At 74.5% G+C, this 26,730-nt stretch carries 20 protein-coding genes and 3 pseudogenes; 7 read left to right on the forward strand and 16 right to left on the reverse strand.

Features of this window, described 5'->3' with window-relative positions:
* Window positions 1-65: 65 nt before the first annotated feature.
* The 3 genes from AB0761_RS26990 to AB0761_RS27000 all read right to left on the reverse strand — a co-directional run bounded on the left by AB0761_RS26990 (window position 66) and on the right by AB0761_RS27000 (window position 6,153).
* Window positions 66-3,863: a S8 family serine peptidase gene (locus AB0761_RS26990; RefSeq protein WP_377271721.1), complete on the reverse strand. Its 3,798-nt coding sequence runs from the start codon at window positions 3,861-3,863 to the stop codon at window positions 66-68.
* A 714-nt stretch (window positions 3,864-4,577) separates the two neighbouring features.
* Complete coding sequence (locus AB0761_RS26995; protein WP_377271722.1) at window positions 4,578-4,928, reverse strand: 5-carboxymethyl-2-hydroxymuconate Delta-isomerase; 351 nt, start codon at window positions 4,926-4,928, stop codon at window positions 4,578-4,580.
* Window positions 4,929-4,983: 55 nt separating this feature from the next.
* Window positions 4,984-6,153, reverse strand: a complete 1,170-nt coding sequence (locus AB0761_RS27000; RefSeq protein ID WP_377271723.1) for an LCP family protein — start codon at window positions 6,151-6,153, stop codon at window positions 4,984-4,986.
* 200 nt (window positions 6,154-6,353) lie between these two features.
* Between AB0761_RS27000 and AB0761_RS27005 the strand changes: the two genes are divergently transcribed.
* Window positions 6,354-7,499 (forward strand): hypothetical protein, encoded by a 1,146-nt coding sequence (locus tag AB0761_RS27005; protein ID WP_377271724.1) that lies wholly within the window; start codon window positions 6,354-6,356, stop codon window positions 7,497-7,499.
* Between the two features lie 76 nt (window positions 7,500-7,575).
* Here AB0761_RS27005 and AB0761_RS27010 read toward each other — a convergent pair.
* A pseudogene (locus tag AB0761_RS27010) lies at window positions 7,576-8,707 on the reverse strand (cobalt-precorrin-5B (C(1))-methyltransferase).
* Between the two features lie 11 nt (window positions 8,708-8,718).
* On the opposite strand from AB0761_RS27010, the gene AB0761_RS27015 reads away from it, so the two are divergent.
* Window positions 8,719-9,471 (forward strand): cobalt-precorrin-6A reductase, encoded by a 753-nt coding sequence (locus AB0761_RS27015; RefSeq protein WP_377271725.1) that lies wholly within the window; start codon window positions 8,719-8,721, stop codon window positions 9,469-9,471.
* A gap of 153 nt (window positions 9,472-9,624) precedes the next feature.
* On the opposite strand, the gene AB0761_RS27020 is transcribed toward AB0761_RS27015, so the two are convergent.
* From AB0761_RS27020 to AB0761_RS27035, 4 genes are all read right to left on the reverse strand, one after another.
* Complete coding sequence (locus tag AB0761_RS27020) at window positions 9,625-10,251, reverse strand: precorrin-8X methylmutase (protein WP_377271726.1); 627 nt, start codon at window positions 10,249-10,251, stop codon at window positions 9,625-9,627.
* 232 nt (window positions 10,252-10,483) lie between these two features.
* Window positions 10,484-11,857, reverse strand: a complete 1,374-nt coding sequence (locus tag AB0761_RS27025; RefSeq protein ID WP_377271727.1) for a cryptochrome/photolyase family protein — start codon at window positions 11,855-11,857, stop codon at window positions 10,484-10,486.
* Window positions 11,858-12,014: 157 nt separating this feature from the next.
* Entirely contained in the window at window positions 12,015-12,284 is a 270-nt protein-coding gene (locus AB0761_RS27030) for a hypothetical protein (RefSeq protein ID WP_377271728.1), read from the reverse strand.
* A 134-nt stretch (window positions 12,285-12,418) separates the two neighbouring features.
* Complete coding sequence (locus AB0761_RS27035; protein ID WP_377271729.1) at window positions 12,419-13,951, reverse strand: acyl-CoA synthetase; 1,533 nt, start codon at window positions 13,949-13,951, stop codon at window positions 12,419-12,421.
* Between the two features lie 149 nt (window positions 13,952-14,100).
* Between AB0761_RS27035 and AB0761_RS27040 the strand changes: the two genes are divergently transcribed.
* Window positions 14,101-14,637 (forward strand): DoxX family protein, encoded by a 537-nt coding sequence (locus AB0761_RS27040; protein ID WP_377271730.1) that lies wholly within the window; start codon window positions 14,101-14,103, stop codon window positions 14,635-14,637.
* 7 nt (window positions 14,638-14,644) lie between these two features.
* Here the strand turns inward: AB0761_RS27040 and AB0761_RS27045 are convergent, their stop codons facing one another.
* Window positions 14,645-15,871: an exo-alpha-sialidase gene (locus AB0761_RS27045; protein WP_377274346.1), complete on the reverse strand. Its 1,227-nt coding sequence runs from the start codon at window positions 15,869-15,871 to the stop codon at window positions 14,645-14,647.
* Between the two features lie 180 nt (window positions 15,872-16,051).
* Here AB0761_RS27045 and AB0761_RS27050 point away from each other — a divergent pair.
* Window positions 16,052-17,508: pseudogene (locus AB0761_RS27050) on the forward strand (dihydrolipoyl dehydrogenase family protein).
* Here the strand turns inward: AB0761_RS27050 and AB0761_RS27055 are convergent.
* Both AB0761_RS27055 and AB0761_RS27060 read right to left on the reverse strand, forming a co-directional pair.
* Window positions 17,496-17,948 (reverse strand): DUF5990 family protein, encoded by a 453-nt coding sequence (locus AB0761_RS27055; RefSeq protein WP_377271731.1) that lies wholly within the window; start codon window positions 17,946-17,948, stop codon window positions 17,496-17,498. The pseudogene AB0761_RS27050 and the gene AB0761_RS27055 overlap by 13 nt on opposite strands.
* A complete protein-coding gene (locus AB0761_RS27060) occupies window positions 17,908-18,624 on the reverse strand; it encodes a DedA family protein (RefSeq protein WP_377271732.1) in 717 nt (238 codons plus the stop codon). The genes AB0761_RS27055 and AB0761_RS27060 overlap by 41 nt, the downstream gene beginning before the upstream one ends.
* A 237-nt stretch (window positions 18,625-18,861) precedes the next feature.
* Between AB0761_RS27060 and AB0761_RS27065 the strand changes: the two genes are divergently transcribed.
* The gene (locus AB0761_RS27065; RefSeq protein ID WP_377271733.1) at window positions 18,862-20,133 is read left to right on the forward strand and encodes an extracellular solute-binding protein; all 1,272 of its coding nucleotides are present in this window, start codon (window positions 18,862-18,864) and stop codon (window positions 20,131-20,133) included.
* 47 nt (window positions 20,134-20,180) lie between these two features.
* Here AB0761_RS27065 and AB0761_RS27070 read toward each other — a convergent pair whose 3' ends face one another.
* The 4 genes and pseudogenes from AB0761_RS27070 to AB0761_RS27085 form a co-directional block, all read right to left on the reverse strand.
* On the reverse strand, window positions 20,181-21,299 hold the full coding sequence (locus AB0761_RS27070) for an acyl-CoA dehydrogenase family protein (protein WP_377271734.1): 1,119 nt from the start codon (window positions 21,297-21,299) through the stop codon (window positions 20,181-20,183).
* Window positions 21,296-22,464 (reverse strand): annotated as a pseudogene (locus tag AB0761_RS27075) (acyl-CoA dehydrogenase family protein). The gene AB0761_RS27070 and the pseudogene AB0761_RS27075 overlap by 4 nt, the downstream one beginning before the upstream one ends.
* Window positions 22,465-22,472: 8 nt before the next feature.
* Complete coding sequence (locus AB0761_RS27080; RefSeq protein WP_377271735.1) at window positions 22,473-22,925, reverse strand: MaoC family dehydratase; 453 nt, start codon at window positions 22,923-22,925, stop codon at window positions 22,473-22,475.
* A 137-nt stretch (window positions 22,926-23,062) separates the two neighbouring features.
* Complete coding sequence (locus AB0761_RS27085; RefSeq protein ID WP_377271736.1) at window positions 23,063-23,827, reverse strand: hypothetical protein; 765 nt, start codon at window positions 23,825-23,827, stop codon at window positions 23,063-23,065.
* Between the two features lie 1,018 nt (window positions 23,828-24,845).
* Here AB0761_RS27085 and AB0761_RS27090 point away from each other — a divergent pair.
* A complete protein-coding gene (locus AB0761_RS27090; RefSeq protein WP_377271737.1) occupies window positions 24,846-25,052 on the forward strand; it encodes a hypothetical protein in 207 nt (68 codons plus the stop codon).
* Window positions 25,053-25,090: 38 nt separating this feature from the next.
* Complete coding sequence (locus AB0761_RS27095) at window positions 25,091-25,882, forward strand: trypsin-like serine peptidase (protein WP_377271738.1); 792 nt, start codon at window positions 25,091-25,093, stop codon at window positions 25,880-25,882.
* An 11-nt stretch (window positions 25,883-25,893) separates the two neighbouring features.
* On the opposite strand, the gene AB0761_RS27100 is transcribed toward AB0761_RS27095, so the two are convergent.
* The gene (locus AB0761_RS27100; RefSeq protein ID WP_377271739.1) at window positions 25,894-26,691 is read right to left on the reverse strand and encodes a L,D-transpeptidase family protein; all 798 of its coding nucleotides are present in this window, start codon (window positions 26,689-26,691) and stop codon (window positions 25,894-25,896) included.
* Between the last annotated feature and the right edge of the window lie 39 nt (window positions 26,692-26,730).

Here is a 26,730-nt window from a genome sequence, read left to right on the forward strand (position 1 = left end):
AGGCGGGCCGAGCGGGTCCGCCCGCGGGAGCCGCCCCGGGTGGGCGCGGCTCCCGCGGGGCAGTGCTACTTGACTCCAAAGGCGCGCAGCACGGTCTGGCTGACGGTGTTGCCCTGGTCGTCCTTGGCGGTGGCGCGGAGTGAGACATAGCGGGCCGACCCGGGGGCCTTCACCTCCGTGCTCCAGCTGCCGTCGGCGGCCTTGTGCAGGGTGGCCGGGGTCCAGGTGGAGCCGTCGTCGAAGGAGACCGCGAGGGTCGTCCCGTTGATCTTCCCGGCCCCGGTCACACCGGGCATGTGGGAGGCGGCCAGGGTGAGCGTGGTGCTCCTCGCCGCATTGCCGGCCGGGTCGGTGGCCACGCCGTAGTCGAGCTGGATCAGCGGCAGGTCCACATAGTCGTTGCCGGAGGTGAAGTCCCACTCGGTGCGGGTGGCCGAGGTGGTCGGGAAGACCGTGCTCTGGCTGGTCTCGGCGACCAGGCGGTAGGGCAGCCGGTCCGGGCTGACGCCGCCGAAGATGTTGAGCTGCTGGTGGTCGGTGGACTTCACCAGGGTGTCGCCCTGGTACAGCGACACCGTCTCGTGCAGCTGGTCCGGGTCCACGCCCCAGTCACCGTAGTCGTAACCGGTGTGGCCGGCGCCCGCGTCACCCCAGGCGGGGACGTTGATGGAGAAGCCGTCGCCCTGGCGGTTCGGCAGGATGCTGTCGCCGAGCCGGGGGTGGATCACCGGCGAGAACCAGTTGTTCGCGGTCCTGGAGCCCTTCCCGGGGTCGGCCAGCGGTGCGCGCTCCTCGACCACGTCGGTGATGCCGGACTGCTCGTACCAGCTGAACTTCCCGGCGCCGGGGGTGACCCAGTCGGTGCGGGTGGTTCCCAGCTGCTGGACCGTGTCGAAGAAGACGCCGTACTGGTCGAAGTCCTCCATGTCGTAACGGCCGTTGTAGCCCGGCTGGTCGGCGGACCCGGCGAAGCGCTCGTCGTACCGGGCCAGGTCGCTCTGGCTGGGGCGGTAGGTCAGGTCGGCGGCCGGGACGGCGCCGTCGTGACGCTCCACCAGGTCGTAGACGTACGGCGAGGAGGGAGCCGAGGTGACGGCGAGCTTGAGCCCGGGGCGGGTGGTCGCCGAGATCAGCGAGGCGCCCTCGTTCGGCTGGAGGCTCGCGACCGGGATCGGGCCGTCGGACTCGAAGTCGTCGGCGCCGAACCACTCGCTGAGCCGGTCCGCGCTGTCGTTGACGACCAGCAGCAGCTTGGCCCCCGCCGCGGCGGCGGCCGCGGCCTGGGCCGCGTCGGCCTGGGCCTGGGCCAGGAAGTCGCCCTGCCGGTCGTGGCTGACCACCACGGCCTTGCCCTTGGCGTTCAGCCCCGCGTAGTCGGCGGCGGTGCCGCGGCCGGCGTACACGACGTCGAGGCGGCTGTCACCGGCGGGCAGCAGCGGCGATCCGGCCTGGATCACCAGGTCGGGGAAGGACTCGTCGGGGAAGCGCGGCTGGGTGGCGTCGAGCGTCAGCATCGGGGCGGTCTTGCGCCAGCGGGTGACGAAGTTGAAGCTGCCGTTGGTCACCTTGGCCGTGCTCTGCGCCCACACACTGGTGTAGGAGAGCGGCAGCATGACGTTCTCGGCGAACTGTGCGCCGTCGCTGGTGGTGCGGCTCCACTCCACCCTGGTGAGGAGGTCCTCGGTGCGCTGCGGCGCCACCGAGGAGACCTGGTGCGCCTGGCGGGCGTCGAGGTCCGCCTCCCGGCTGCGGTCCAGATCGACCTGCGGGGCGGAGAGCACCCCGAGGCCGAAGTCGTCGGGGCCGCCCGCACCGGGCAGGTCCGCGTACATCACCACCGAGTACTCGCCCTTGGGCAGGTGCAGGGTGACCTGGCCGCTCTCGGGGAGCTGGACCGGCGAGGCGTACTGGTCACCGGTGCGGTAGACCACGGCCACCCCGGGGATCGGGGCGCCGGACCGGTCGGTGGCCTTGATGGTGAGGTTGTAGCGCTCGTCCTCGCGGTCGAGTCCGATCAGGGTGTGCGCGACCACCGTGCCGTCGGCCGCGGTGGCCTCCACCAGGCCGTCCGTGGCCCCGTACGCGGCGGCGGCCGGGTTCCCGGTGACGCTCACCTGTGCGGTGCCGTGCGCGGGGACGGTGACGGTGGAGGCGGAGAGGGTGAAGACACCCGCGGCGGCCTCGTTGCCGTCGGCGTCGGCGGCCTTGGCGGCCAGGTTCAGCGTGACGTCGCTGCCGCCGGTGTTGGTGTAGGTGATGGTCTTCACCGACGGCTGGTCGGCGGTGTGCGGCCAGGCGTAGAAGCCGGACCAGGCGGTGTCCGAGGCGCTGACGGTGCCGAGCACCGCGGCCTTGGCGTCCACCCGGCCGGCGCCGCCCTGGGTCAGCGGGATGCCCGGGGTCTCATGGGCGGTGCTGACCAGGGCGTCCTTGATCTGCTGGCCGGTCCAGTCGGGGTGCTGCTGGGCCACGAGCGCGGCCGCGCCGGCGACATGCGGGGTCGCCATGGAGGTGCCGCTCATGCTCAGGTAGGAGCCGGAGCCCTCGGTGGTGTACTGCGAGCGGGCGGCGAGGATGTCCACACCGGGCGCGGTCAGTTCGGGCTTGAGCCCGCCGTCGAGGTAGCGCGGGCCCCAGCTGGAGAAGTAGGCGAGGTTGTCGCCCGAGTCCACCGCGCCGACGGTCAGCGCCGAGGTGGCCGCACCCGGGGAGCCGATACCGCCCGGTCCGGCGTTGCCGGCGGCTATGACGAACAGGGCGCCGGTGGAGGCGCTGAGGTCGTTGACGGCCTGGCTCATCGGGTCGGTGCCGTCGCTGACCTCGTCGGAGCCCAGGCTCATGCTGACGACCTTGGCGTGCTGGGTCTCGGCCGCCCACTGCATGCCGGCGATGATCCAGGAGTCCGCGCCGGAGCCGTCGTCGCCGAGGACCTTGCCGATCAGCAGGTGCGCGCCCGGGGCGACGCCCTTCTCCTTGCCGCCGGAGGCGGCACCGGTACCGGCCACGGTGGAGGCGGTGTGGGTGCCGTGCCCGTGCCGGTCGGTGGTGTCCTCGCCGGGGACGAAGCTCTGCGAGTCGGCGATCTGCCCGGCGAAGTCCGGGTGCTGGGCGTCGACGCCGGTGTCCAGGACGGCGACGTTCACGCCCTTGCCGTCGGTGCCGGTGTTCCAGACGTCGGGGGCGCCGATCTGCGCGGTGCTGTCCGCGAGGCTGGCCTTGACCTTGCCGTCGAGCCAGATGTGGCTGATGTTCCCGGCGAAGACCGTGGTGGCGCTGCCCGCCTTGGCCAGCGCCTGCGGGGTGCGCGCGGCGTTCCTGGCCGCGGACACTGCCCGGGCCCGGGTCAGCGAGGCCTTCGGGGTGACGTCCTGCCAGAAGTCCGCCGCCTTGCTGCGGACGGCCTTTGCGGCCTGCCCGTGGATCGCCGGGAGGTCGCGCCCCGCGGTCAGTCCGGCGGGCGCGGGCGTCGTCCCGCGGGTGGTGGCGCCGCCCCCGTACTGGACGATCAGCGGCAGGTCGGAGGTGTGCGCGTCGTCGTAACCGTCGGCGATCAGCCGGGTGACGTCGAAGAGCCGCTGGTCCAGCACGCCCGCGGCGAGGTACGGCAGCGCCTCGCTGGGGTAGACGTACAGGTCCTTGCCGACGGTCTGCGTCTGCACGGTGCCGGTCAGGGTCTTGGGGCGCTGGATGCTGGCGGCGCTGCGCCCGTCGGCGAGGGTCCTGACGGTGACCTTGTCGCCGGTGATCAGGGTGACCGTGCGGGTGTTCGTCGGTTGGGTCGCCGGACCGGCTGCCGGGGTACCGGCATCCTGTCCGGTGGCGTATGCGCTCGGCGGGGTCACCGCCATGGCGACCAGTGCCACGGCGAGGGCTGTGAGCCCACGACGGCGCGAGGATGGGAACGGCAAGAGACGTCCTCCGGGGGGTGCGCGGGGGAACAGAGATGGTGGACATTCTTGGGACCTGCAGAAAGCCCTTGCGAGACTTTTCTCTGGCAGAGGTCCGCCATGCGGGATCCCGCCACGCACATGTGCCGTGCAGTCATGTCTGACTTGGGCGTCAATTCCCCGGATGCCGTTGATGACGTGAGGTGAAGGCCCTTGCCGGGGAATGTCGCGCCGGTGCAGGGCGGGAGTGTGCTGGGGAAGGATATGTGACGGGTCGTCATCTGGCGGGGGTCGATCTCCCTGGCGCCGGTGGATCCGCCGGGGGCGTATTGCGGTGTACGGCGGGTTTTCCGCCCGTCGACCGGATTTCGACTGCACATCGTTGTTTGCGCGGCGATCGGGCGCAGAGTTTCCCGCCATTGTGCGGGGGAGGGCCGGCCGCGGAATGTCTTCGACGAGGTTCCGGCCGGCTTACGCACACCCGCATCGTGGACACCGGGCATGCCGCGCGTGGACACCGGCAGCACCGCCGCGGGCGGGCATCGGCTCCGCCGCCTATGGCTGCTGCGGCCGGCCCGCATGAGCCGGCCCGCATGAGCCCGACCGCATGAGCCGGCCCGCGTGGTGGCGGGCCGGCTCGCACGGGCGGGCCGCAGCAGCCGGTGCGCCGCTGCGGCCCGGGATTCCGCCTCAGTTGCTCTTGGAGTACGCCGCCGTCAGGTCCCTGACCTCCACCGAGGTGTGCACCACCATGCCGGTGGCCGACGCGGTGTGCTTGTCCAGCAGCTCCAGCACGGCCCGGCTCAGCTCCTTCACGGTCTCCGCCGTGCGGCCCGCCAGGATGGCCACCTCCACATGCACCACCGCATGCCCGGGGGCGCCGTCGGCGACGACGGTCTCGACCCGGCGGAAGCGCGTCTTGCAGCGGTCGACGCCGGTGCTGATGATCCCGGCCGTGAGCGGGTGCAGTTCCAGGGCGAAGGCACGACGGTCGAGGACGTCGGCCAGCTGGTCCGAGTAGTCCACGGTGATCTGGGGCATCAGAGTCTCCCGGTTCGGTGGGGTGTCGCCGCCATGGTGCCGTACCGGGCGTCGGTTACCGGTCGGTGCCCCCGCCCGCGGCCGGGGAGTGCTTGGCCGCGGCCGGAACCGGCTTGTCCTCGCGGATCGCCTTCCACAGCAGACCGGCCTGCGGCTGGGCCGCCACCACCCGGTTGGGGTCGGCCTTGTCGTAGGAGACCGGCAGCATGACGGTCTCCATGTGGTCGGGGTCCACCCCCTGGACGCTTCGGCCGAAGCTGGTGAGCGCACCGAGCGAGCCCAGTTCGGAGTCGGTGGTGAGCAGCTTGGTGGCGGAGTCCGCCATCTTGTAGAGCTTGACCGGGCTGCCGAGCACGTTCTGCTTCTTCACCTCGCCCAGCAGCGCCGTCATGAACTGCTGCTGCAGGCCTATGCGTCCCAGGTCGCTGCCGTCGCCGATGCCGTGCCGGGTGCGGACGAAGGCCAGCGCCTGGGTGCCGTCCAGCCGGTGGGTGCCCGGGGCGAGATGGAGCCCGCTGTGCTTGTCGTCGATCTGGACGGAGGTGTGGACGGTGACCCCGCCCAGCGCGTCCACCAGGTCCTTGAAACCCACGAAGTCGATCTCGACATAGTGATCCAGACGCACCCCGGACATCTTCTCGACCGTCTTCACCACGCACGCCGGACCGGCGAGGCTGTAGACCGAGTTGAACATCACCCGGTTCGCGGCCGGGAGGGTGCGTCCGTCCCGCGTGGTGCAGGAGGGCCGGCTGACCAGGGTGTCCCGGGGGATGCTGACCACGGTGGCCTGCTTGTTGCCGGCGGGTATGTGCACCACCATCGCGGTGTCCGAGCGGGCGCCGCTCACCGCGCCGCCGCCCAGGTCCTGGTTGTCACCGGCGCGCGAGTCGGAGCCCAGCACCAGGATGTCCTTGGCCCCGGCCGCGGACGGGAGCTTCTTCGGCCGGTCCGGGCCGAGCTGCCGGTCCAGGTCCACGCTGTGGTCGAGGTTGGAGTTGAGGTGGTGGTAGGCCGCGTACCCGGCCCCGGCGGTGCCCAGCACCAGGACGCCCACCACCAGGCCGGTGATCTTCAGCCAGCGGCGCCGCCGACTGCGGCCCACCGGACCGGGCTTTTCCGCAGCGGTGCCCTCCGCTGCCTGCGCCGTCCGCTCCTCCGCCGACGGGGCATCCGATGCCGGGTCGGTCTGCCCCTGGCCGGCCGGCTCGTGGTCGGTCTGTGTCATGGCGGTCTCGACACTCCTCGCGATCGTGGTGAACGTGGGTCCGCGCGGGAGTGCGGAAGGCGCGGGTGGTTCCCGGCGCCCCGGATTCCACCCCCCTGGCCTCCGGGAACTATAGAGGGAGCCGTCGTGGCGGCAGGAGGGCAGCCCTGGGCTCGGTGCTAAGGTCTGCCCGATCCGGGAGCAAGGGAGGGAGAGCGGACGTGGCCAGGAACGAGAGGCGCACCTCGGCGGAGACGTCGCCCACCAGTACGTCCGGCGCCGCCACCGGGCCCACCGCCCGGTCCGTTCTGGCACCGCAGTGGCTGACCCTCGGCCGGGACGGCCGGCTCAGTGCCTTCGCGGCCGGCGACGGGGTGCTGTTGTGCTGGACCGAGGAGGAGCCTGGCTCGGCCGCCTGGCTCGGCCCGGACCCGCTGCCGCTGCCCGCGGGTGCGCTGGCCCCGACACTCGCCCAGGAGCCGGGGCTAGGCTATGTGCATCTGGCCGTCCTGCGGCCGGCACCCGACGCACGCTCCCGCCACGCGATCCTGGTGTCCACCCGCTACCAGACCGGCCGCACCCTCGGCGACTGGCGTCCCCTCGATCTGCCGGACGCCGTCGACGGGCTGGAGGACGCCCAGGCCGAGCCCCGGCTGAGCGTCGGCCCCAACGGCGAGCTGCTGCTCTTCGTGCAGCACCTGGGCAAGGGCCTCTGGATGCGGATCCGCGACGAGCAGGGCCGCTGGGGCGGTTGGAAGGGGATGCAGGGCGCCTGGGTGCGCGACCCGGTGGCGGCGCGCGCCGGGGAGGACGGCACTGCCGAACTGCTGGCCCCCTACCGCGGCGGCGCGGTGCACTGGCGGCGCTCGGCGGCCGGGGAGGCCTTCAAGCGGCTGAAGCTCCAGCCCGAGGCCAAGGCCGCGGCGCGCAGCTACACGGCCCTGGAGACCGCGCCCGGCTCCACCACCTGGTTCTGGCGCGCCGCCGACGGTGCGACCGTGCACGCCTGGCGTCCGCCGGAGGCCGAGGACGCCCCCGCCGACCCGGTGTCGGTCGGCGGAGAGGGCGGCACCGGCCCGGTCGCCGCGGTCAGGGCCGTGATAGACGGCCATGACTGCACGGTGCTGGTCCAACGCGGCGCGGACGGCCGTACGGAGGTCGCGGCCTATCCCACCCTGGCCGAGGACGGCGGGGTGTGGTGGACGCCCACCGGACCGCCGGGCATCGGGACGCCCGGTCTGCACCATGACGCCGAGGGCCGGCTGACGCTGGCCTCGATCGGCCCCGACGGAAGCCTCTCCGTGTGCCGGCAGAAGCCCGGGGAGGAGGGCCTGGCGTTCGGCCCCTGGACCCGGGTCGGGCGATAGCGCCCCGTACCGCCGCAGGAGCAGCGCCGTGAACGCCGCCCGGCTCCGCGCCGCCGTCGGCCGGCCGCCGGTGCGGTCAGCGGTGAGCGGCGGGAGCGGTGCGGCCGATCACCGTACCGGCGCGGTCGATGCAGAGCACATCCACGGCGACCGGGGCGCCGCGCAGCACCTGGAGTGCCTGCTCACGGGCGCGGTGCGACCAGGTCGCCGAGCGGGACCCCGGCCTCCCCGCACAGCCGGGCGGCCTCCAGTGCGGTGTTGGCGTCGGCGACGGCCGCCGCGAGGGCGCTCCCGGCGCCGCCGTGCCGGGCCAGTTCGGCGAGCAGGGCCCGGTCCACCTGGGAGCGGCCGGAGTGCAGGTCGAGATGGCCGGCGGCGAGCTTGGAGAGCTTGGCGAAGCCGCCCGCCACGGTCAGCCGGGGCACGGGGTGGCGGCGCAGGTACTTCAGGACCGCGCCGGCGAAGTCGCCCATGTCCAGCAGGGCGTCCTCGGGCAGCCCGTACTCGGCGACGGCCACCCGTTCCGAGGTGGATCCGGTGCACCCGGCGACATGGGTGCGGCCGGCCGCCCGGGCCACGTCGACGCCCCGCCGGATGGACTCGATCCAGGCCGAGCAGGAGTAGGGCACCACCACACCGGTGGTGCCCAGGATGGACAGTCCGCCGAGGATGCCCAGCCGGGGGTTCCAGGTGGAGCGGGCGATCTCCTCGCCGCCGTCGACGGAGAGTTCCAGCTCCACATCGCCGCTGCCGCCGTGGCGGGCGGCCACCTCGGCCACCGCGTCACGCATCAGCTGCCGCGGCACCGGGTTGACGGCCGGCTCGCCGACCGGCACCGGAAGTCCGGGCTTGGTCACGGTCCCCACTCCGGGGCCCGCCCGGAAGACCACCCCCGAGCCGGGCGACCCGGCCCGTACGGTCGCCCGCACCAGGGCGCCATGGGTGACATCGGGATCGTCACCCGCGTCCTTGACCACTCCCGCCATCGACTGATGCTGCGTCAACTCCTCGACGGCCAGTGCGAAGGACGGCCGTTCGCCGCGCGGCAGGGTGATGGTCACCGGGTCGGGGAAGGCTCCGGTCAGCAGCGCCGTGTAGGCGGCGGTGGTGGCCGCGGTCGCACAGGCGCCGGTGGTCCAGCCGGGACGCAGTCCGGTGCGCCGCAACTGGGCGGCCCTGCCGCCCCCGGGCTGCTGCCCCTCAGCCACGGAGGCCGCCGGTGCGGGTGCTGATCCTGGGCGGGACGACCGAGGCCCGCCGGCTGGCGGCCGTGCTCGCCGCCGATCCCGGCCTGGAGGTGACCGTGTCGCTGGCCGGGCGGGTGGCGCAGCCCCGGCTGCCCGCGGGACGGCTGCGCATCGGCGGCTTCGGCGGGGCCGCCGGGCTGGCCGACTGGCTGCGTGCACACCTCATGGACGCGGTCATCGACGCCACCCATCCCTTCGCCCGGTCCATCTCGGCCCATGCGGCCGAGGCGGCCGCCGCGGTCCATCTTCCCCTGCTGGTCCTGCGGCGCCCCGGGTGGGCCGCCGCCCCGGGGGACCGCTGGCACCGGGCCGACTCCCTCGGCCACGCCGCCGCCCTGCTGCCCGGCCTCGGGCAGCGGGTCTTCCTGACCATCGGACGGCAGGAGACCTCGGCCTTCGCCGGCCTGGCCGACCTGTGGTTCCTCGCCCGGTCGATCGACCCGCCGGAGCCCCCGCTGCCGCCGCGCATCCGGGTGCTGCTGGACCGGGGGCCGTTCACGGTGGAGGGGGAGCGGGCGCTGCTGCGCAAGCACAACATCGACATCGTGGTGGCCAAGGACAGCGGCGGCACCGCCACCGCCGCCAAGCTCACCGCCGCGCGTGAGCTGGGTCTGCCCGTGCTGCTGGTCCGCCGACCGCCGCTGCCCGCCGGGATCCCGGTGGCCGCCGACCCCGCCTCCGCGGTGGAGTGGCTGCGCCGACTCCCTTCCGCCGGGCGCCGCTGAGCGGACGGCACCACCCCTGCCCACCAGGCGGCCACCCCCACCCCGAGAGGCCGGGTCCCCACCGGCGGGCAAGCCGCTACCGGCGGCCCGCGGCGCCGCGCCGGTGCGGACACCCGGGGCGGCGTACCGGCGGCAGGATCCGCTGACGGACGGTCAATCGGACTCGTCGGCGATCGCATTGACCGCGGCGGCGGCCATCGCACTGCCGCCGCGCCGCCCGTGCACCACCAGATGGTCCAGCCCGGCGGGGTGCCGGGCCAGCGCCAGCTTGGACTCGGCGGCGCCGACGAAGCCGACCGGCACCCCGACCACCAGCGCCGGCCGGGGGGCACCGGCCTCCACCAGCTCCAGCAGCCGGAAGAGCGCGGTGGGGGCGTTGCCCACCGCCACCACGGCGCCGTCCAGCCGGTCGGCCCAGAGTTCCAGTGCGGCGGCGCTGCGGGTGGTGCCCAGCCGTTCGGCCAGCCCGGGGACGGCGGGGTCGGCCAGGGTGCACACCACGTCGTTCCCGGCGGGCAGCCGTCGGCGGGTGATCCCGGCGGCGACCATGGCGACATCGCAGAGCACCGGCGCACCCGCCCGCAGCGCGGCCCGGCCCCGGGCCACCGACTCCGGGCTGAAGGCGAGATCGCGCACCAGGTCCACCATCCCGCAGGCGTGGATCATCCGTACGGCGACCTGCGACACCTCGGGCGGCAGCCCGGCCAGGTCCGCCTCGGCGCGGATGGTGGCGAACGACTGCCGGTAGATCTCAGCGCCGTCCTTCTCATAGGCGGTCACGGCAACCTCCGGGCCGGCGCTGGGTGTCGGGACATGGTGCGGAGCCTATCGAGCGCCTCCCGCGGCACGGTCGCCGGTGCACCGGTGCACCGGGGCGGCCGGGGCCGGGCGGCGGAGGGCCGCCGGACGGCGCGGTTCTCCGGGAGCCGTCCCCGTCCTCCCGGCCCGCCACCACCCCCGTGGCGCGCGTCAGCCGCAGGGCCTGGGGAGACGGCCCGCTCCGGGGCGGCGCTCAGGAGAGGCCGCGGCCCTGGCGGAAGCGCCGCGTGCCCTCCTCCAGGTCGACCAGGGGCTCGGGATAGTCGAGCTCCGCGCGCCGCTGCGGGTCCAGCCGCCACGGACGGTGCACGGCCGGGCCCTCGACGGAGGCGAGCTCCGGCACCCATCGGCGGACGTAGTCCCCCCGGGGGTCGAACCGCCGGGCCTGGACCAGCGGGTTGAGCACCCGGTTGGGCCGGGTGTCGGTGCCGGTGCCGGCCACCCACTGCCAGTTGAGCTGGTTGTTCGCCAGGTCGCCGTCGACCAGCAGCCGCAGGAAGTGCGCCGCGCCCGCCCGCCAGTCCCCGTACAGGGTCTTCACCAGAAAGCTCGCGGTCAGCAACCGCGCCCTGTTGTGCATCCAGCCCTCGTGGGCGAGCTGCCGCATCCCGGCGTCCACCACCGGGTAGCCCGTGCGGCCCTCGCGCCAGGCTGCGAGCTCCTGCTCGTCGGCCGCCCAGCGGTCGCCGCGCGGCCGGTAGTCGAGACGGGCGGCCGCGGGGCGGGCGGCCAGCACCTGGTGGTGGAAGTCCCGCCAGGCCAGCTGGCGGACGAAGGCCGCAGCGCCCGGGCCGGGGGCTGCCTCGGCATCGCGTACCAGCTCGGTCGGCGAGAGGCAGCCGAAGTGCAGATAGGGGCTGAGCCGGGAGGTGGCGTCGCCCGCCAGATCGTCATGGCGGTCCTGGTAGGCGTCCAGCGGGGCGCCCAGCCAGGCCTCCCGGCGCCGTCGTCCCTCCGTCTCACCGCCGCGCGGCAGCGCCGGGGACGGATCGCCGGCGGCCGCCGACGCCAGCAGGGCCCGCACCTCCGCCATCCGCTCCCCCTGCACCCCGTCGGGGACGGGCACCCGCCGCGGCGTCGGCGCCGGGTCCCGCCTCGGCTGCTGCTCCCAGCGCCGCAGATAGGGGGTGAAGACGGCGAAGTGGTCCCTGCCCGCCGGGGTCACCGCCCCCGCTGCGACCACGGTGACCACCGCGTCATGGATGTGCAGCAGATCGCCCAGGGCCCGGCGCAGCCGGTCCTCCCGCCGCTGGGCGTGGCCGCTCACCCCGGCGGCGAGATGGACCGCTGTGGCGCCGGTCTCCGCGGCGAGCCGTACGGCGGTGTCGACCGGGTCGCCCCGGCGTACCACCAGCCGGCCGCCGCGGGCCCGCAGTGAGGCGTCGAGGTCCTCCAGGCAGTCGGCCAGGAAGGCGGCGCGGTTGGGCGCGCAGAAGCGGGAGCCGAGCACGCCGTCGTCCAGCACGAACAGCGGGACCACCCGGTCGGCAGCGTCCAGCGCGGCACGCAGCACCGGCTGGTCGTGGATGCGGAGGTCGGAGGTGAAGAGGGCGATGGCGGTGGACATACCGCCACCGTGGCGCGGTGCGGCCGCGGTGCCGGGGTGCCACGCCGGGGCCGCTGCGGGCCGTGCCGGAGGGGCGGTGCCGAGGGCGCGGGGGCCGCGGCGGTGCCGCGGCCCTGCGAGAGCGGGGCTGAGGTGCCGCGCGGTGTGCTCAGCGGTGTCACTCCGGCTCCGCCCGCAGCCGCTCGCAGCGGCGCAGGCCCGCTTCGATGTCCGTCTCCGGGTCCCAGAGCAGTTCCACCACGCGGTCCTCCCAGCGGTCCAGGTCCGCAGCGACCAGGTCGGCCTTCTGCTGCGGGCTGCCGGGGGAGTGCTCGGTGATCAGCGGGTGCGTCAGCAGGACGCCGACCGCGTAGGCACGCGGTACCTGGCCGTTCTGCGCCGCGCGTCCCCAGAAAGCAAGAGCTTCGACATATGGGACGAAGGTCATCGCGGTCTCCGTTCGTGAGGGGTGGAGTCCGCCCCCGTCGGGGTCATGGTGAGCTTCCCCCAGTCGTCGTAAGAACCGCGTAGGGAACCCCGGGCCCGCCGCCGTACCGGTGCTGGGCGGCGGGAACCGGCGGCTCAGCCGGCGGTCAGCCGGTCCCGCAGCACCCGCTTGAGGATCTTGCCGCTGGCGTTCCGCGGCAGCCCGTCCACCAGCAGCACCCGCTTGGGGGCCTTGAAGTGGGCGAGCCGGTCGCGGGCGTGGTCCAGCAACTGCTGCTCGGTCACCTCGCCGCGCGCCACCACCACCGCGGTGACGGCCTCGATCCAGCGCTCGTCCGGCAGGCCGACCACCGCCACCTCGGCCACCGCGGGGTGCTCGTACAGCACGTCCTCCACCTGCCGGGAGGCCACCAGCACACCGCCGGAGTTGATGACGTCCTTCACCCGGTCGACGACGGTGAGATAGCCCTCGGCGTCCCGCACCGCCAGGTCGCCGGAGTGGAACCAGCCGTCACGGAAGGCCTCGGCGGTCTCCTCGGGCTTGTCCCAGTAGCCCTCGCAGAGCTGCGGGGAGCGGTAGACCACCTCGCCGGGGGTGCCGTCGGGGACGTCCCGGCCGTGCTCGTCCACCACCCGGGCCTCCACGAAGAGCACCGGGCGGCCGCACGAGTCCATCCGGCCCTCGTGCTCGTCCGGGCCGAGCACGGTCGCCAGCGGCCCGATCTCGCTCTGCCCGAAGCAGTTCCAGAACGCCAGCCCCGGCAGCCGCGCCCGCAGCCGCTCCAGCACCGGGACGGGCATGACCGAGGCGCCGTAGTAGGCCTTGCGCAGCGCCGACAGGTCCCGGCCGGCGAACGACGGGTGGCCCGCCAGCCCGATCCACACGGTGGGCGGCGCGAAGACGCTGTCGACCCGGCCGGACTCCACCAGGTCCAGCACCCGGACCGGGTCCGGGGCGTCCAGGATGGTGTTCTCCGCGCCCACCGCCAGATAGGGCAGCAGGAAGACATGCAGCTGGGCGGAGTGGTAAAGCGGCAGCGAGTGCAATGGCCGGTCGGTCTCCCGCAGGTCCAGGGCGAGCACGGCGCTGACGTACTCGTGCACCAGGGCGCGGTGGGTCATCATCGCGCCCTTGGGCAGCGCGGTGGTTCCCGAGGTGTACAGCAGCTGCACCAGGTCCTCGCCCTCGGGAGCGGGTCCGGGCAGCACCCCGGGCCCGGCGGGCGCGCCGCGCACCGAGGACAGCAGGGAGTCCTCGCTGTCGCGCAGCGGCAGCACCACCGGCCCGGGGCCGTCCGCGCCGAGCGCCTCCGCCAGCCGGTCGCGCAGTGCGGGATCGGCGAGCACCGCCCGGCTGCCGGACTGCTCCAGCAGATAGCGCAGGTCCTCGCCGGTGAGGCTGTGGTTGACCGGCACATGGACCAGCCCGGCGCGGGCGCAGCCGAGGAAGCCGATCAGATAGGCGTCGGAGTTGTGGCCGTAGGCGGCCACCCGGTCGCCGCGCTCCAGGCCGAGACCGAGCAGGACGGCTGCCGCGGCGGACACCGCGTCGTCCAGCTCGCGGTAGGTCCATGCGCGGTCGGCGTAGCGGACCGCCGTCCGGTCGGGCACCCGCCGGGCGGTGCGCCGCAGGACCCCGTCGACGGTGCTGCTGTGTACTGCGACCACGATGCCTCCCGATCCCCCGCCGGCCGGCCGCCGGCTGCGATGCAGCGTGGACCGTGGACGGGGGCCGGTCAAGCCCCCCGCGCCGGTGGCGCGGCGGCCGTCCGGGTGGCTGCCGGAATGGAAGCCGCGGAGGGGGGCACCCGATCGGCATGCCAGTGCTGAGAATGATCGCCCGCCCCATGCTCGCCTCGATGTTCCTGGTGGGCGGGCTCGACGCCGTACGCAACCCCGCGCGGCTGGTGCCGGCGGCCGACAAGGTCGTCAAGCCGCTCGCCGAGCGGTTCCCCGGCATCGTGCCGGACAGCACCGAACAGGCGGTACGGCTCAACGGCGCGGTGCAGCTGGCGGCCGGGGTGATGCTGGTGCTCGGCCGGCAGCCGCGGCTGGCTGCGCTGACACTGGCGGCCACCCTGGTGCCGGTCACCTGGGCGGGGCACCGCTTCTGGGAGTTCGAGGATCCGGAGAGGCGGGAGCAGCAGCTGATCCATCTGCTGAAGAACGTCTCCATGATGGGCGGTCTGCTGCTGGCCGCCGCGGACACCGCCGGCCGGCCCTCGCTGGCCTGGCGGGGCCGCCATGCCGTGCACTCGGCCCGGCACGATGTCGCCGTGGCCGCCCGTACGGCGCGGGCCACCCGGCGCCCGGCGATGGCGGCGGGGCGGATGCAGGGCCGGCTCGCCGGGTGATCCGGGCTCAGTCCGGCGGCGGGCAGCCGATGCTGAAGAGCTGGAAGTCGATGCGCTCGTAGGGCCCCTTGGTGCCCGTCTCGTACAGCACCCCGCCCACCGCGGGCGCCACCTCGGCCAGGTCCGAGTAGCCCGCGGGGTCCTCGGTGACCACGATGCCGGGGGCCCAGCCGCGGCCGCCGTCCTCGCTGTGACGAACCGTCAGCATGCGTCGCCTGGAGGGGTCCTGGGGTGAGGAGAAGAGCAGCGGCCGGCAGGGCGGCCCCTCCGTCTGGAACAGCGAGCCCTGCACCACCGGCGCCCTCAGCCCCGGCAGCGGACGGAACGGTGCCGTGAAGGACTCGCCGCCGTCGGTGCTGTAGGTGAAGGCCCGGGTGGCCGGATCGCGGCCGTACTGGTCGCGGGTGTTGAGGTAGAGGCTTCCGTCGGGCAGCTGCGCGGCGGTGGTCTCGTCGGGGTTGACCACGCCGTCGGCGTGGTCGTCCACCGCGCCGATCCGCCAGGTCCGGCCGTGGTCGTCGCTGAGCAGCAGATGTGCACCGTGCACCCGGCCGCCGTCGGCCGAGTGGTCGGCCGGGACCACCAGGCGTCCCGAGGCCAGGGCGATGCCGTGGCCCGGCCCGGTGGCGTACCAGATCCAGCCGGGCCGCTTCACCTGCGCGGTGATCTCGGCCGGGGCGCTCCAGGTGGCGCCCGCGTCGGGGCTGGACTGGAGGAACACCCTGCGGTCGCGGGAGCCCGCCGGGGTGCCGGGCTGGCGTTCGGTCAGCAGCAGGACGGTGCGGGTCACCGGGTCCACCACCGGCGCCGGATTGCCCGCGGTGTCCCGGCCGTTCCCCGCGACCACCTGCATCGGTCCCCAGGTGCAGCCGCCGTCCAGGGAGCGGCGCAGCACCACGTCGATGTCCCCCCAGTCGGCGGGCCCGTTGCGGCGGCCCTCGGCGAACGCCAGCAGCACACCGCCGGCCTGGACCAGTGCGGGGATGCGGTACACCGCATAGCCGCCCTCGCCGGAGACATAGGGGCTGGAGTGCAGGCATCCGGGGCCGGGGACGCGGACGACGGAGCGCGGGGCCGCCCGCTCGGCGGCGGCTGGGACCGGCCGCACTCCGGCCGGTGATCCCCCGGCAGGCGGACCGGCGGGCGGCGGTGACCCGAAGGGCGGCGGTGACCCGAAGGGTGGCGGTGACCCGGCGGCGGTGAAGGCGGCGGCCAGCAGAGCCGCGCCGATCATGATGCGCACGTCCGCAGGATCGCCCCGGCGGCCGAATCCGCACAATCCGGGTCAGTCGATCGGGTGGGCGGGCGGCGCCGCGGCATCGCGATCCGGTGGCCGCGGCCCGACGGCTGGGGAAGGATGGCAGCGGGCCGAAGGCTCGGAACGGGCCGCAGCTGCTGCAGAGGGGAGCCCGCCATGGGCGCATCCGGTGATGCCCACGCGAACGACACCTATGACGTGGTCGTCATCGGTGCCGGCCCGGTCGGTGAGAACGTCGCCGACCGGGCCCGGGCCGCGGGGCTGACCGTGGTGGTGGTGGAGAGCGAACTGGTCGGGGGGAGTGCTCCTACTGGGCGTGCATCCCCAGCAAGGCGCTGCTCCGCCCGGCCGCCGCACTCGCCGACGCCCGCAGGGTCGCCGGCTCCCGGGAGGCGGTCATCGGGCGTCTGGACGCCTCCGCGGCGCTGACCAGGCGCGACCAGTTCACCGCGCACTGGCAGGACGACGGGCAGGTCGCCTGGCTCAAGGGCATCGGCGCCGACCTGGTGCGCGGCCACGGGCGGCTGGACGGCCCGCGCCGGGTCGTGGTGGACACCGCCGACAACGGGCGCCTGGTGCTGACCGTCCGCCATGCCGTCGCCGTGTGCACGGGCAGCCGGGCCGTGGTCCCCGACCTGCCGGGGGTGGCCGAGGCGCGGCCCTGGACCAGCCGGGAGGCCACCGGCTCCCCGACGGTGCCCGAGCGGCTGGCGGTGGTCGGCGGCGGCGTGGTCGGGGTGGAGATGGCCACCGCCTGGCAGGCGCTCGGCTCCTCGGTCACCCTGCTGGTGCGCGGCCCCGGCCTGCTGCCCCGGCTGGAGCCCTTCGCCGGTGAGCTGGTCGCCGAGTCGCTCCGGGAGTCCGGGGTCGACGTCCGTACCGGGGTCGCGGTCCGCGAGCTGCGGCGGCCGGGTGCGGCGGGGCCGGTCACCCTGGCGCTGGAGGGCGCGGGGGGCGGGATGCTGGAGGCCGACGAGGTGCTCTTCGCCACCGGCCGGGCACCGCGCACCGATGACATCGGACTGGAGACGGTGGGTCTGGAACCGGGTTCCTGGCTGGAGGTGGACGACACCTGCCGCGTCCGCGAGGTCGACGGGGGCTGGCTCTACGCGGTCGGCGACGTCAACCACCGGGCGCTCCTCACCCACCAGGGCAAGTACCAGGCGCGGATCACCGGTGATGTGATCGGTGCCCGGGCCGCGGGCACGCGTGTCGACACCGGGCGCTGGGGCACGCATGTGACCACGGCGGACGGCGGGGCCGTACCGCAGGTCGTCTTCACCGATCCGGAGGTCGCCGCGGTCGGCCTCTCGGCGGAGGAGGCCCGGCGGGTCGGGCACCGGGTGCGTGTCGTCGACTACGACCTCGGGCGCGTCGCCGGGGCGGCCCTCTTCGCGGACGGCTACAAGGGCCGGGCCCGGATGGTGGTCGACGAGGAGCGCGAGGTGCTGCTCGGGGTCACCTTCGTCGGCCAGGGGGTCGCCGACCTGCTGCACTCCGCGACCGTCGCCGTGGCGGGCGAGGTGCCGCTGAGCAGGCTCTGGCACGCCGTGCCGTCCTTCCCCACGATCAGCGAGATCTGGCTGCGGCTGCTGGAGACCTACCGGGGCTGAGCGACCTCCCAGACCACCGCGGGCGGCCGCACGGAGGCGCACCACGGAGTGCCGTCGGGCGCGGTCAGCGACAGCCGGGCCTCCAGCGCGGCACCGGTGGCCTCGGCGGCGGCCCGCGCCTCCGGCGGCAGGTCGCCGAGCAGCAGCTTGGCCCGGCGGAACATGGCGAACCGGCCGTCCGCCGACTCCCCCCAGGTGAGGTAGAGGAAGCGGCCGCCACGGCGGCCGTGCACTGCCGGGCCGGTGAAGTCCGGCTCTCCGGAGGGGGCGCGGGTCATCCGTACCTCGGTGGTGAAGACCGCCTCGGGGGCGTCGCCCGGGACCGCCCCTACCGGGTCGGGGCCCACCTGGAGCGCCACATGGACGTCCCGGTGCCCGGCGCAGGTCCTGCCGGGCAGATCACGGCCGATGATGCGGAGGGTGAGGGTCGGGACGGTCATCGGTGTCCTTTCTGGTCCCGTCGGAGGTGTACGGGGGGCCGGGGTCAGGACCGGGCCGGGGTCCGGTCCCCACCCGTCGGTGGCGACGGCGCATCCGGACGGCCAGCAGCGCAACGGCGGCCACCGCGGCCAGCGCCAGCAGTGAGCCGCCCAGCGCATGGGCCACCCGGTTCCAGGCGGCACCCGCGGCGTAGCCGAGCAGAGCCGAGCCGGTGCCCCAGAGCAGGGCGGCCAGGGCGTCGAAGAGCAGAAAACGGGCGTACGGCATCCGGCTGCTGCCCGCCAGCAGGGGCATCGCGGAGCGTACGAACGGGATGAACCGGCCGAAGAAGACCGCAGCCGCGCCATGACGGTCCATCAGTTCCCCGGCCCGGCGCAGCCGCTGCGCCCCGCGTCCGGCCGGTCGGGTGGTGCGGATCCGGTCGGCGGTGAGCCGTCCGATGAGATACGCCGTGGAGTCGCCGATCACGGCCGCCCCCACCGCCACGGCGGCGACCAGGGCGATCGAGGTGCGGTCGCGCTGCGCCAGCACACCGCCCAGGACGACGGAGGTCTCGCCCGGCAGAAGGAAACCGAAGGGCACCGCCACCTCGCAGAAGACCAGCAGCGCGACGGCGCCGTAGGCGGGGGCGCCGCCCAGGTCGTTCAGCCAGTCGGTGATCAGGTGCACGCGCATCCGCTCCTCGGGGGTGTCGTACCCCCAGCTTGGCCGCAGCGCGGCGGTCCGGCGAGGGCGGGGGGCGGTCCGGAGCTCGGGACGGCAGCGCTCGCAAGTTGTTGCGGAAAATTACCGGAATTTCTTGCCGGGAGTATTGACGGGGCTGCGCCGAGAGGACATCGTCTGTCCGGATCCCGGCTGCCCCGCCCTCCCTCGATGCGCCGCGCCGACGGCACCCACCCTTCAGGAGTCCTCATGCGGCGTGCTCTCGCCATCTCTGCGCTGGCGCTGGCCCTCGTCCTCCCCACCGCGGCCTGCGGGGCGGGCTCCCCGGCTGCCGTCGGCGCCCCGGCGGTCACCATCACCTGGTGGGACACCTCCAACGCCAGCAATGAGGCGCCCACCTACCAGGCGCTGGTCAAGGACTTCGAGGCGGCCAACCCCGGAATCGGGGTCAGATATGTCAACGTCCCCTTCGACCAGGCGCAGAGCAGATTCAGAACCGCGGCCCATGGCAAGGGCGCCCCCGATGTGCTGCGCTGCGAGGTCGGCTGGACGGCGGAGTTCGCCAAGGCCGGGATGCTCGTACCGCTCGACGGCACCGCCGCGCTCGACGACCGCGCGGACTTCCGCCCCAGCCTGCTGGCCCAGGCCAAGTACGACGACCAGACCTATGGCGCGCCGCTGGTCACCGACACCCTCGCGCTGCTCTACAACAAGGCCGCCCTCGGCCGGGCCGGGATCAGCAGCCCGCCGGCGACCTGGGAGCAGCTGCGCGAGGACGCGGGCCGCATCCAGCGGGAGTCCGGGATGGCCGGGTTCACCCTGCGGGCGGACTCCTACTATGCGCTGCCCTTCTTCTACGGCGAGGGCACCAACCTGGTGGACGCCGCGAACGGGCGGATCACCGTCTCCTCCGCGCAGGCCGTCAGAGCGGTGGAGACCGCCAGGGAGCTGCTGGACTCACCCGGCGTCACCAAGCTCGACACCACCGCCGACGGCTACGCCCATATGCAGGACGCCTTTGACGCAGGGCAGGTGGCCATGATCATCCAGGGCCCCTGGGAGCTGACCAACGTCTTCCGCGGCACGGCCTTCGCCGACCCCACCAACCTGGGCATCGCCGCGGTCCCGGCCGGCTCCACCGGCAAGTCCGGAGCCCCCACGGGCGGCCACAACCTGGTCGCCTCTGCGGCCTCCGACGCCGCCCACCGGGCCGCGGCCGAGAAGTTCATCGGTTTCATGACCTCGGCCGCGACCCAGACCCGGATCGCGCTCAAGAACGGCACCCTGCCGACCCGCTTCTCGGCCTACACCGAGGCCGTGATGGACGACCCGGGCATCGCCGGCTACCAGGGGGTCCTCTCCACCGCCCAGCCCCGGCCCGAACTGCCGCAGTACAGCGCGCTCTTCGCCCCGCTGACCACCAACTACAACCGGATCCTCTCCGGGGCGGTGGGCACCCGGGCCGGACTCCAGGCCACCGCGGCGGACTACCGCAAGCTGCTGCCGGGCTTCGCCGGGTAGGGCCCGTCCGTCCGGCTGCCCGGCCCCACCCTGCCGGACCCTCCCGGTCAGGCAGGGGCGGGAAGGTCGGCCAGGGTGGCGAGCGCGGCCCGGTGGTGCCCCGGGGTGCCCAGCGCCAGCTGATCGGCCTTGGCCCGCTTGAGGTAGAGGTGGGCGGGGTGCTCCCAGGTCATGCCGATCCCGCCGTGCAGCTGGACGCACTCCTCGGCGGCACGGACGGCGGTGTCGCCGCAGTACGCCTGGGCGACGGCCACCGCCAGCACGCTCTCCGGGTCGTCGCTGCCGCGGGTGGCCAGTGCGTCGGCGGCGTTGCGGGCGGCCGCGCGGGCACCCGCGATGTCCAGCCAGAGGTCCGCCAGACGGTGCTTGACGGCCTGGAAGGAGCCCACCGGGCGACCGAACTGATGACGCTCCTTCAGATGGGTGACGGTGGTGGCCAGGCACCACTCGGCGATCCCCAGCTGCTCCGAGGCGAGCAGTCCGGCCCCGGTGAGCAGGGCCTGCCGCAGCACGGCGGGGGCGGTGTCCGGCCCGGCGAGGCGGCGCGCGGGGGTGCCGTGCAGGGTGAGGTCGGTCAGGGGGCGGGTGAGGTCGAGGGAGGTGCGGGGGGTGAGGGCGAGGCCCGCGGCGGACGCCTCCACCGCATACAGGGCCGGTCCGTCCTGGCCGAGGGCGGGCACCAGGACGGTACCGGCGCCGGCCAGGTCCGCGACCGAGGTGACGGTGCCGCTCAGGGTGCCGGCGGCGTCGGCCCTGACGGTGGCGGGGAAGACGGCCCCGGGGGCGGTGGAGAGCGGCACCGCCAGCGCGGCGCTGAGCTCGCCCGCGGCCAGCCGGCCGAGCAGCTCGGCCGCGTCGCAGCCGAGCAGTGCGGTGGTGGCCAGTACCGCACTGCCGAGGTAGGGGGTGGGCGCGGCGGCGCGGCCGAGCTCCTCCAGGACGACCGCGGTCTCCCGCAGGCCGGCGCCGGCGCCGCCGTGCTCCTCGGGGATCTGCAGACCGGCGGCGCCGAGCTCGCGGGCGAGGGTGTGCCAGAGCTTGGGGTCGTAGGGGGCCGCGGTCTCGCAGCGGGCGAGGACGGCGGAGGGCGGGCAGTGGTCGGCGAGGACGGCGCGGACGGCGGCCCGGAGGTCCTCTTCGACGGAGGAGTAGAGGAGGTCGCTCATCGGGCCAGGTCCTTCCAGGGCACGTCCTTGTCGGTGCGCGGTTCGGTGGGGAGTCCGAGAACGCGTTCGGCGATGATGTTGCGCAGGATCTCGGAGGTGCCGCCCTCGATGGAGTTGCCCTTGGCGCGCAGGTAGCGGTATCCGGCGTCGCGGCCGAGGAAGTCGACATGGTCGGGGCGGACCATGGTCCAGTCGCTGTAGCCGAGGCCGTCCTCGGCGAGCAGTTCGACCTCCAGGCCGCTGAGCTCCTGGGCGAGGCGGGCGAACGCCAGCTTCATGGCCGCGCCCTCGGGGCCGGGCTGGCCGAGGGCCAGCTGCTGGCGGAGGCGCTCGCCGGTGAGGCGGGTGACCTCGGCCTGCAGCCAGCCGCGCAGCAGGCGCTGGTGGAGGTCGTGGGTGCGCAGTTCGGGACGGTCGCGCCAGCCGGCGGCGACGGTGCCGATCATGCCGCCCTCGCGGGGCATCCGCTGGCCGCCGATGGCCACCCGCTCGTTGTTGAGGGTGGTCTGGGCGACCCGCCAGCCGTCCCCGGTCTCGCCGAGCCGGTGTGCGTCCGGGATCCTGACGCCGCTCAGGAAGACCTCGTTGAACTCGGCCTCACCGGTGATCTGGCGAAGCGGGCGGACGTCGACCCCAGGGTCGGTCATGTCGCAGATGAAGTAGGTGATGCCGCGGTGCTTGGGCACCGCCGGGTCGGTGCGGGCGATCAGGATCGCCCAGCGGGCGGTGTGGGCGCCGGAGGTCCACACCTTCTGGCCGTCGACGGTCCAGGTGTCGCCGTCCAGGACGGCACGGGTGCCCAGGGCGGCGAGGTCGGAGCCGGCGCCGGGCTCGCTGAAGAGCTGGCACCAGGTCTCCTCGCCGGTCCACAGCGGGCGCAGGAAGCGGGCCTGCGCTCGGGGGTCCCGTAGCGGAGGATGGTGGGGGCGGCCATGCCGAGGCCGATGCCGTTGGCCCGGGGGTTGTTGTCCGGGGCCCCGGCGGCGGCCAGTTCGGCGTCCACGACCGCCTGGGCCGACCGGGGGGCGCCGAGGCCGCCGAGGCCCTCGGGGAAGTGCACCCAGGCGAGCCCGGCGTCGAAGCGGGCCCGCAGGAAGTCCAGGCGGTCGGTGCCGGCCGGGTCATGGGCGGCCAGCAGGTCGCGTACGCGTTCACGCAGGTCCATGGCGGCGCTCACGGGACCAGCAGGGAGACGGTGTCGGCCACGCAGGCCGGCTTGCTGCCGCCCTCGATCTCGATGGTGTGCCGGATCACGGCCTGCCGGCCCATGGCGGCGTCCCGCAGGTCCAGCAGCTCGGCACCGGACCGCACCCGGGAGCCCACCCGCACCGGGGAGGGGAAGCGGACCTTCTCGGTGCCGTAGTTGACACCCATGGTCAGACCCTCGACGCGGAAGATCTCGGACGCCAGCATGGGGATCAGCGAAAGGGTGAGGTAGCCGTGGGCGATGGTGCCCCCGAACGGGCCGGTCGCGGCCCGCTCCGGGTCGACATGGATCCACTGGTGGTCACCGGTGGCCTCGGCGAAGAGGTCGACCTGGCGCTGGGTGACGGTGTGCCAGTCGCTGTGGCCGAGGTGCTCGCCCTTGGCGGCGGCCAGCTCGTCGAGCCCGTTGAAGAGGCGCATGCCCGTTCCCTTTCATCGAATGAATAAGCGCTTGCTCAGCATTCATCCGACCGGGGCCGGCTGTCAACGGTGGCACGGGGGTGGGCGGGAGCGGGCTGCGGGGGCCCGGACGGCCGGGGCGGCGTCCGGGCCGGGGGTCAGCCGGAGGCCTGGGGGAAGAGGTCCAGGAAGGGGCCGGCGGTGACGGACAGACCGCGGGCGAAGGGGGCGTCGAAGTCCCAGATCAGAAAGAGCAGGAAGGCGATCAGGGCGCTGAACAGGCCGGCCAGCAGCAACTCGCGGGCCGAGCGGCGGATCTGCAGGGTGAAGATCAGCCCCACCGTGACCAGCGCCCCCGCGATCAGGCCGAACCATACGATCGGCGGCATGGTCTCCCCGGCGTTCTGCCCCCGGGTGGTGCGGGCCTGGTCGGCCAGGGCCACCTGGTCGACCAGCGGCTGATAGGCCTGGCTCTCCAGGTCGGTCTTGGGGGCGTGGTCGGTGACATCGCGGCGCACCTGCTCCAGCAGGGTCGCGCTGCGGTCGGTGAGGGCGCCGTACCGGGCCATGTACGGCCACTCGGTGTGCACCACATAGGAGACATAGGCGTCGATGTCGGCGCGGGTGCGGTCGCGGATCGCCGCCGGGTACACCTGCACCCGGGCGGAGACCTCATGCAGCGCCTGGGCCTCCTGGAGAGTGCCGGCCTGGGCGCCGCTGCGCCCCTCCCAGACACCCGCGATGGCCAGGCCCAGCACGATGGCGTAGACCACGCCGATCATCATCGTCATGTACTCGATCACATCGGGCGTCTCCGAGGGGTCGTCGTCGTCCGGGATGCGCCGCTGACGCAGCGTCACCACGCCGATGACCACGGCGCAGGTAGCCGCCATGGCGAGGGTGAGGGCGAGCCAAAGGGACACGGGGGATCCTCCGTGGGCGATGTGGGCGGCGGCCGGTCAGGAGGACCGGCGGCCGCCGGCGCGGGGCCGCATGACCGCGGCGGCGAGTACGGCGGGCACGGTGACCAGCAGGGCGGTTCTGACTATGGACATCCCTCGGGGGACCGGCCGGGCCGCCCTGATCTCGCGGTGGACCGGCGGCGGTGAGGGGGAGGGCGGCGCGGTCGTGGGAGCCGGCCTGCTGGGCGGCGGGGCCACCCGGACCGGCCGCGGCCTGGGCGGCGCGGGGGGCGGCGGTACGGGCCGAGGGTGCCACAACCGCGGCGGTTGCGGCGGTTGCGGCGGTTGCGGCGGTCGGGGTGGTTGCGGTGGGACGGGCGGTGTCGGGAGTGCCGGCGCCTGGGGGACCGGCACGCGCGGCGGTCGGACGACGGGCAGCTGTGGCGGCTGGACGACGGGGAGCTGCGGCGGTGCGGGTGGCGGGACGGTGGCGGCCGCGTCGATGGCGCCTGCTCCGGCGGCGGCCAGGAGCAGTGCCGCGACCGCGCCGATGCGGTGGAGAGGCCGTTGGCTCACACGGAGGATGCTGCGGGCCTGGCCGGTACGGCACGCCATGGAACCCCGACCGTTAGCCCGAAAGCGTGCAATACGCCCAGAGGAGGATTGATCGGTCCAGGAGTTTCGCGGACCGGGACCGCGTGACCCGCGGCGTCCTCCGGCGGGCCGGCGCCGTCACCCGGAGGGCCCAAGGGCTGCGAACCGGGCCGGATCCCCCGCCGGGCCGGATCCCCGCCGCGCGGAGTCCCTGACGGTGCCGCGAACCGGGGAGATCCCCGGGCCCCGGCGGGCGGCGGCCTGCTGCGTCCCGCACGCGGCGCCCGGTACCGCCGCGACCGGGAGGAGCTGCCCGCCGCCGCGCAGCCGGCCGAGCGCCGGCCAGGGATGAACCGGCGCCGACCGGGCAGCCGCACTGCCGCGGCACGATCCGCCGGAGAGGACCCGGGATGGGCATACGCACCTGGATCCAGGAACGGCCGGTGTGACACGCCCCGGCCGGGAGGCCGAGGGGGCACGGGCATCGGCGGCGGCCGGCGCCGCCCTGCTCGCCGCCTCCGCCCGCACCCGCTTCGGGGTCTTCCAGGCAGGGCTGGAGTCGGCGGAGGACCCGGAGTACACGGTGCTGCCGCAGCGGGAGCGGCCGCGGCGGCGCCAAGCGGGGCAGAGCGGCGCACGGGGGCGCGTGTGACTTGGGTCCGCGTGGGTCCGGTACGGCACAGTGGGGATATGAGGATCACAAGGCGGCGGCCGGACCCCCACCGCCGGCGGCGACCGGTGTCGCCGGCGGCCGTGGCGGTGTTGAGCTGGCTGCTGCTGGCCGCGGGCGCGGGCACCACCAGCGCCGGCGGCCATGTCCCCGGCCAGGCGCATGTCTCCCACCGCACCCCGGAGGCGTCCCGGGTCGGAGCGCTGTTCCACCACGGGCTCGCCGACGGCCACTTCTGCACCGCCAGCGTGGTCGACAGCCCCGGCCGCAGCCTGCTGGTGACCGCCGCGCACTGCCTGGACGACGGCGCGGACGGCATCACCTTCGCCCCGGGCTACCGCGACGGCAGTGCACCGTACGGGGTCTGGCGGATCTCCGCCGTCTATGTGGACCGCCACTGGGCGAACGATTCCGACGAGGACTACGACGTGGCCTTCGCCGTGGTCGCCCCGCTGGACGGCAGACGGCTCGGCGACACCGTCGGCGGCAACCACCTGGGTCTCAACCCGGGCAACCACCGCCGGGTCCGCCTCACCGGCTACCCCGACTCCAGCGACCAACCGCTGTCCTGCGTCAACACCGCCTCCCGCTTCGGCTCCGGCCAGCTGCGCATCGACTGCACCGACTACAGCCTGGGCACCAGCGGCAGCCCCTGGGTCACCGACGTCGACCGCAGCAGCCACATCGGCACGGTGATCGGGGTGATCGGCGGCCACCAGCAGGGCGGCGCCACCGACGAGGTCTCCTACAGCTCCTACTTCGGCAGCAGAGTCGGCACCCTCTACCGTCGGGCCGTCGCAAGCGGCGGCTGACCCGGCGCGGTTCAGCGGGCCAGGAACGCCCGGGTGCCCATCGCCACCACCGGGTGCGCCGCCGGGTCCAGCTGCCGGATCAGCGACGCCATGTCGGACTTGGACAGCCCCACGCAGGCGTGGGTGGGCCCGCCGTGGTCGACGTGCAGCCATATCCCGCCGCCGAGGGCACCGCCCTCGGGACGCGCCCCGTCCAGCGGTGAGGTGCCGCGCACCCGGTTGTAGTCGATGGCCACGACATAGTCGAAGGACCCGGCCAGCGGCTCCCCCAGGAAGCCGGTGCCGCTGGTGGCGAAGGAGGCGGAGCGGTGGTAGGGCAGCCCGCCGTGCGGACGGGGATCGGGCAGCCGGCCGCCGGCGTCGCTGAGCGTGTACACCCCCTCGGGGCTGCGCAGGTCGCCCTCCCGGTGGTGCTCGGTCCAGCCCTCCCGGGCGTTGTGTGCGAGCCAGGTCGGGCCGGGGTGCCAGCGGCCGGCCGGGTCGCGCAGCCAGAGCACGGCCGTGGACCGCCATGACCCGGCGGTCTCGCCGGTGACCACCAGCAGTTGGCGGCTGCCGGCCGGTATCCGGTGCAGCGTTGCAGGCCCCAGACCGGCGGGTACGGCCAGACCGGCGGGTACGGCCAGGCCGGCTGCGGCCGGCGGCGGGGGAGCGACGGCCCGGGCGCTCGCGGGTGCTGCCGCCGCCTGCACCTCCAGCGGGCGGGGCGCCTGGGGGCGGGCGCCGGCACAGCCCGTCAGTGTGATCAGCACGGTGACGGCAGCCGTGGCAGCGGCGGCGGGGAGAAGGGCAGGACGGGACGGGGACACGAGGGGGTGCCTCTCGGTGCGGGGGGGTGACGGGAATCG

Origin of the sequence: Peterkaempfera podocarpi (assembly GCF_042466665.1) — a bacterium.
Classification (GTDB): Bacteria; Actinomycetota; Actinomycetes; order Streptomycetales; family Streptomycetaceae; genus Peterkaempfera; species Peterkaempfera podocarpi.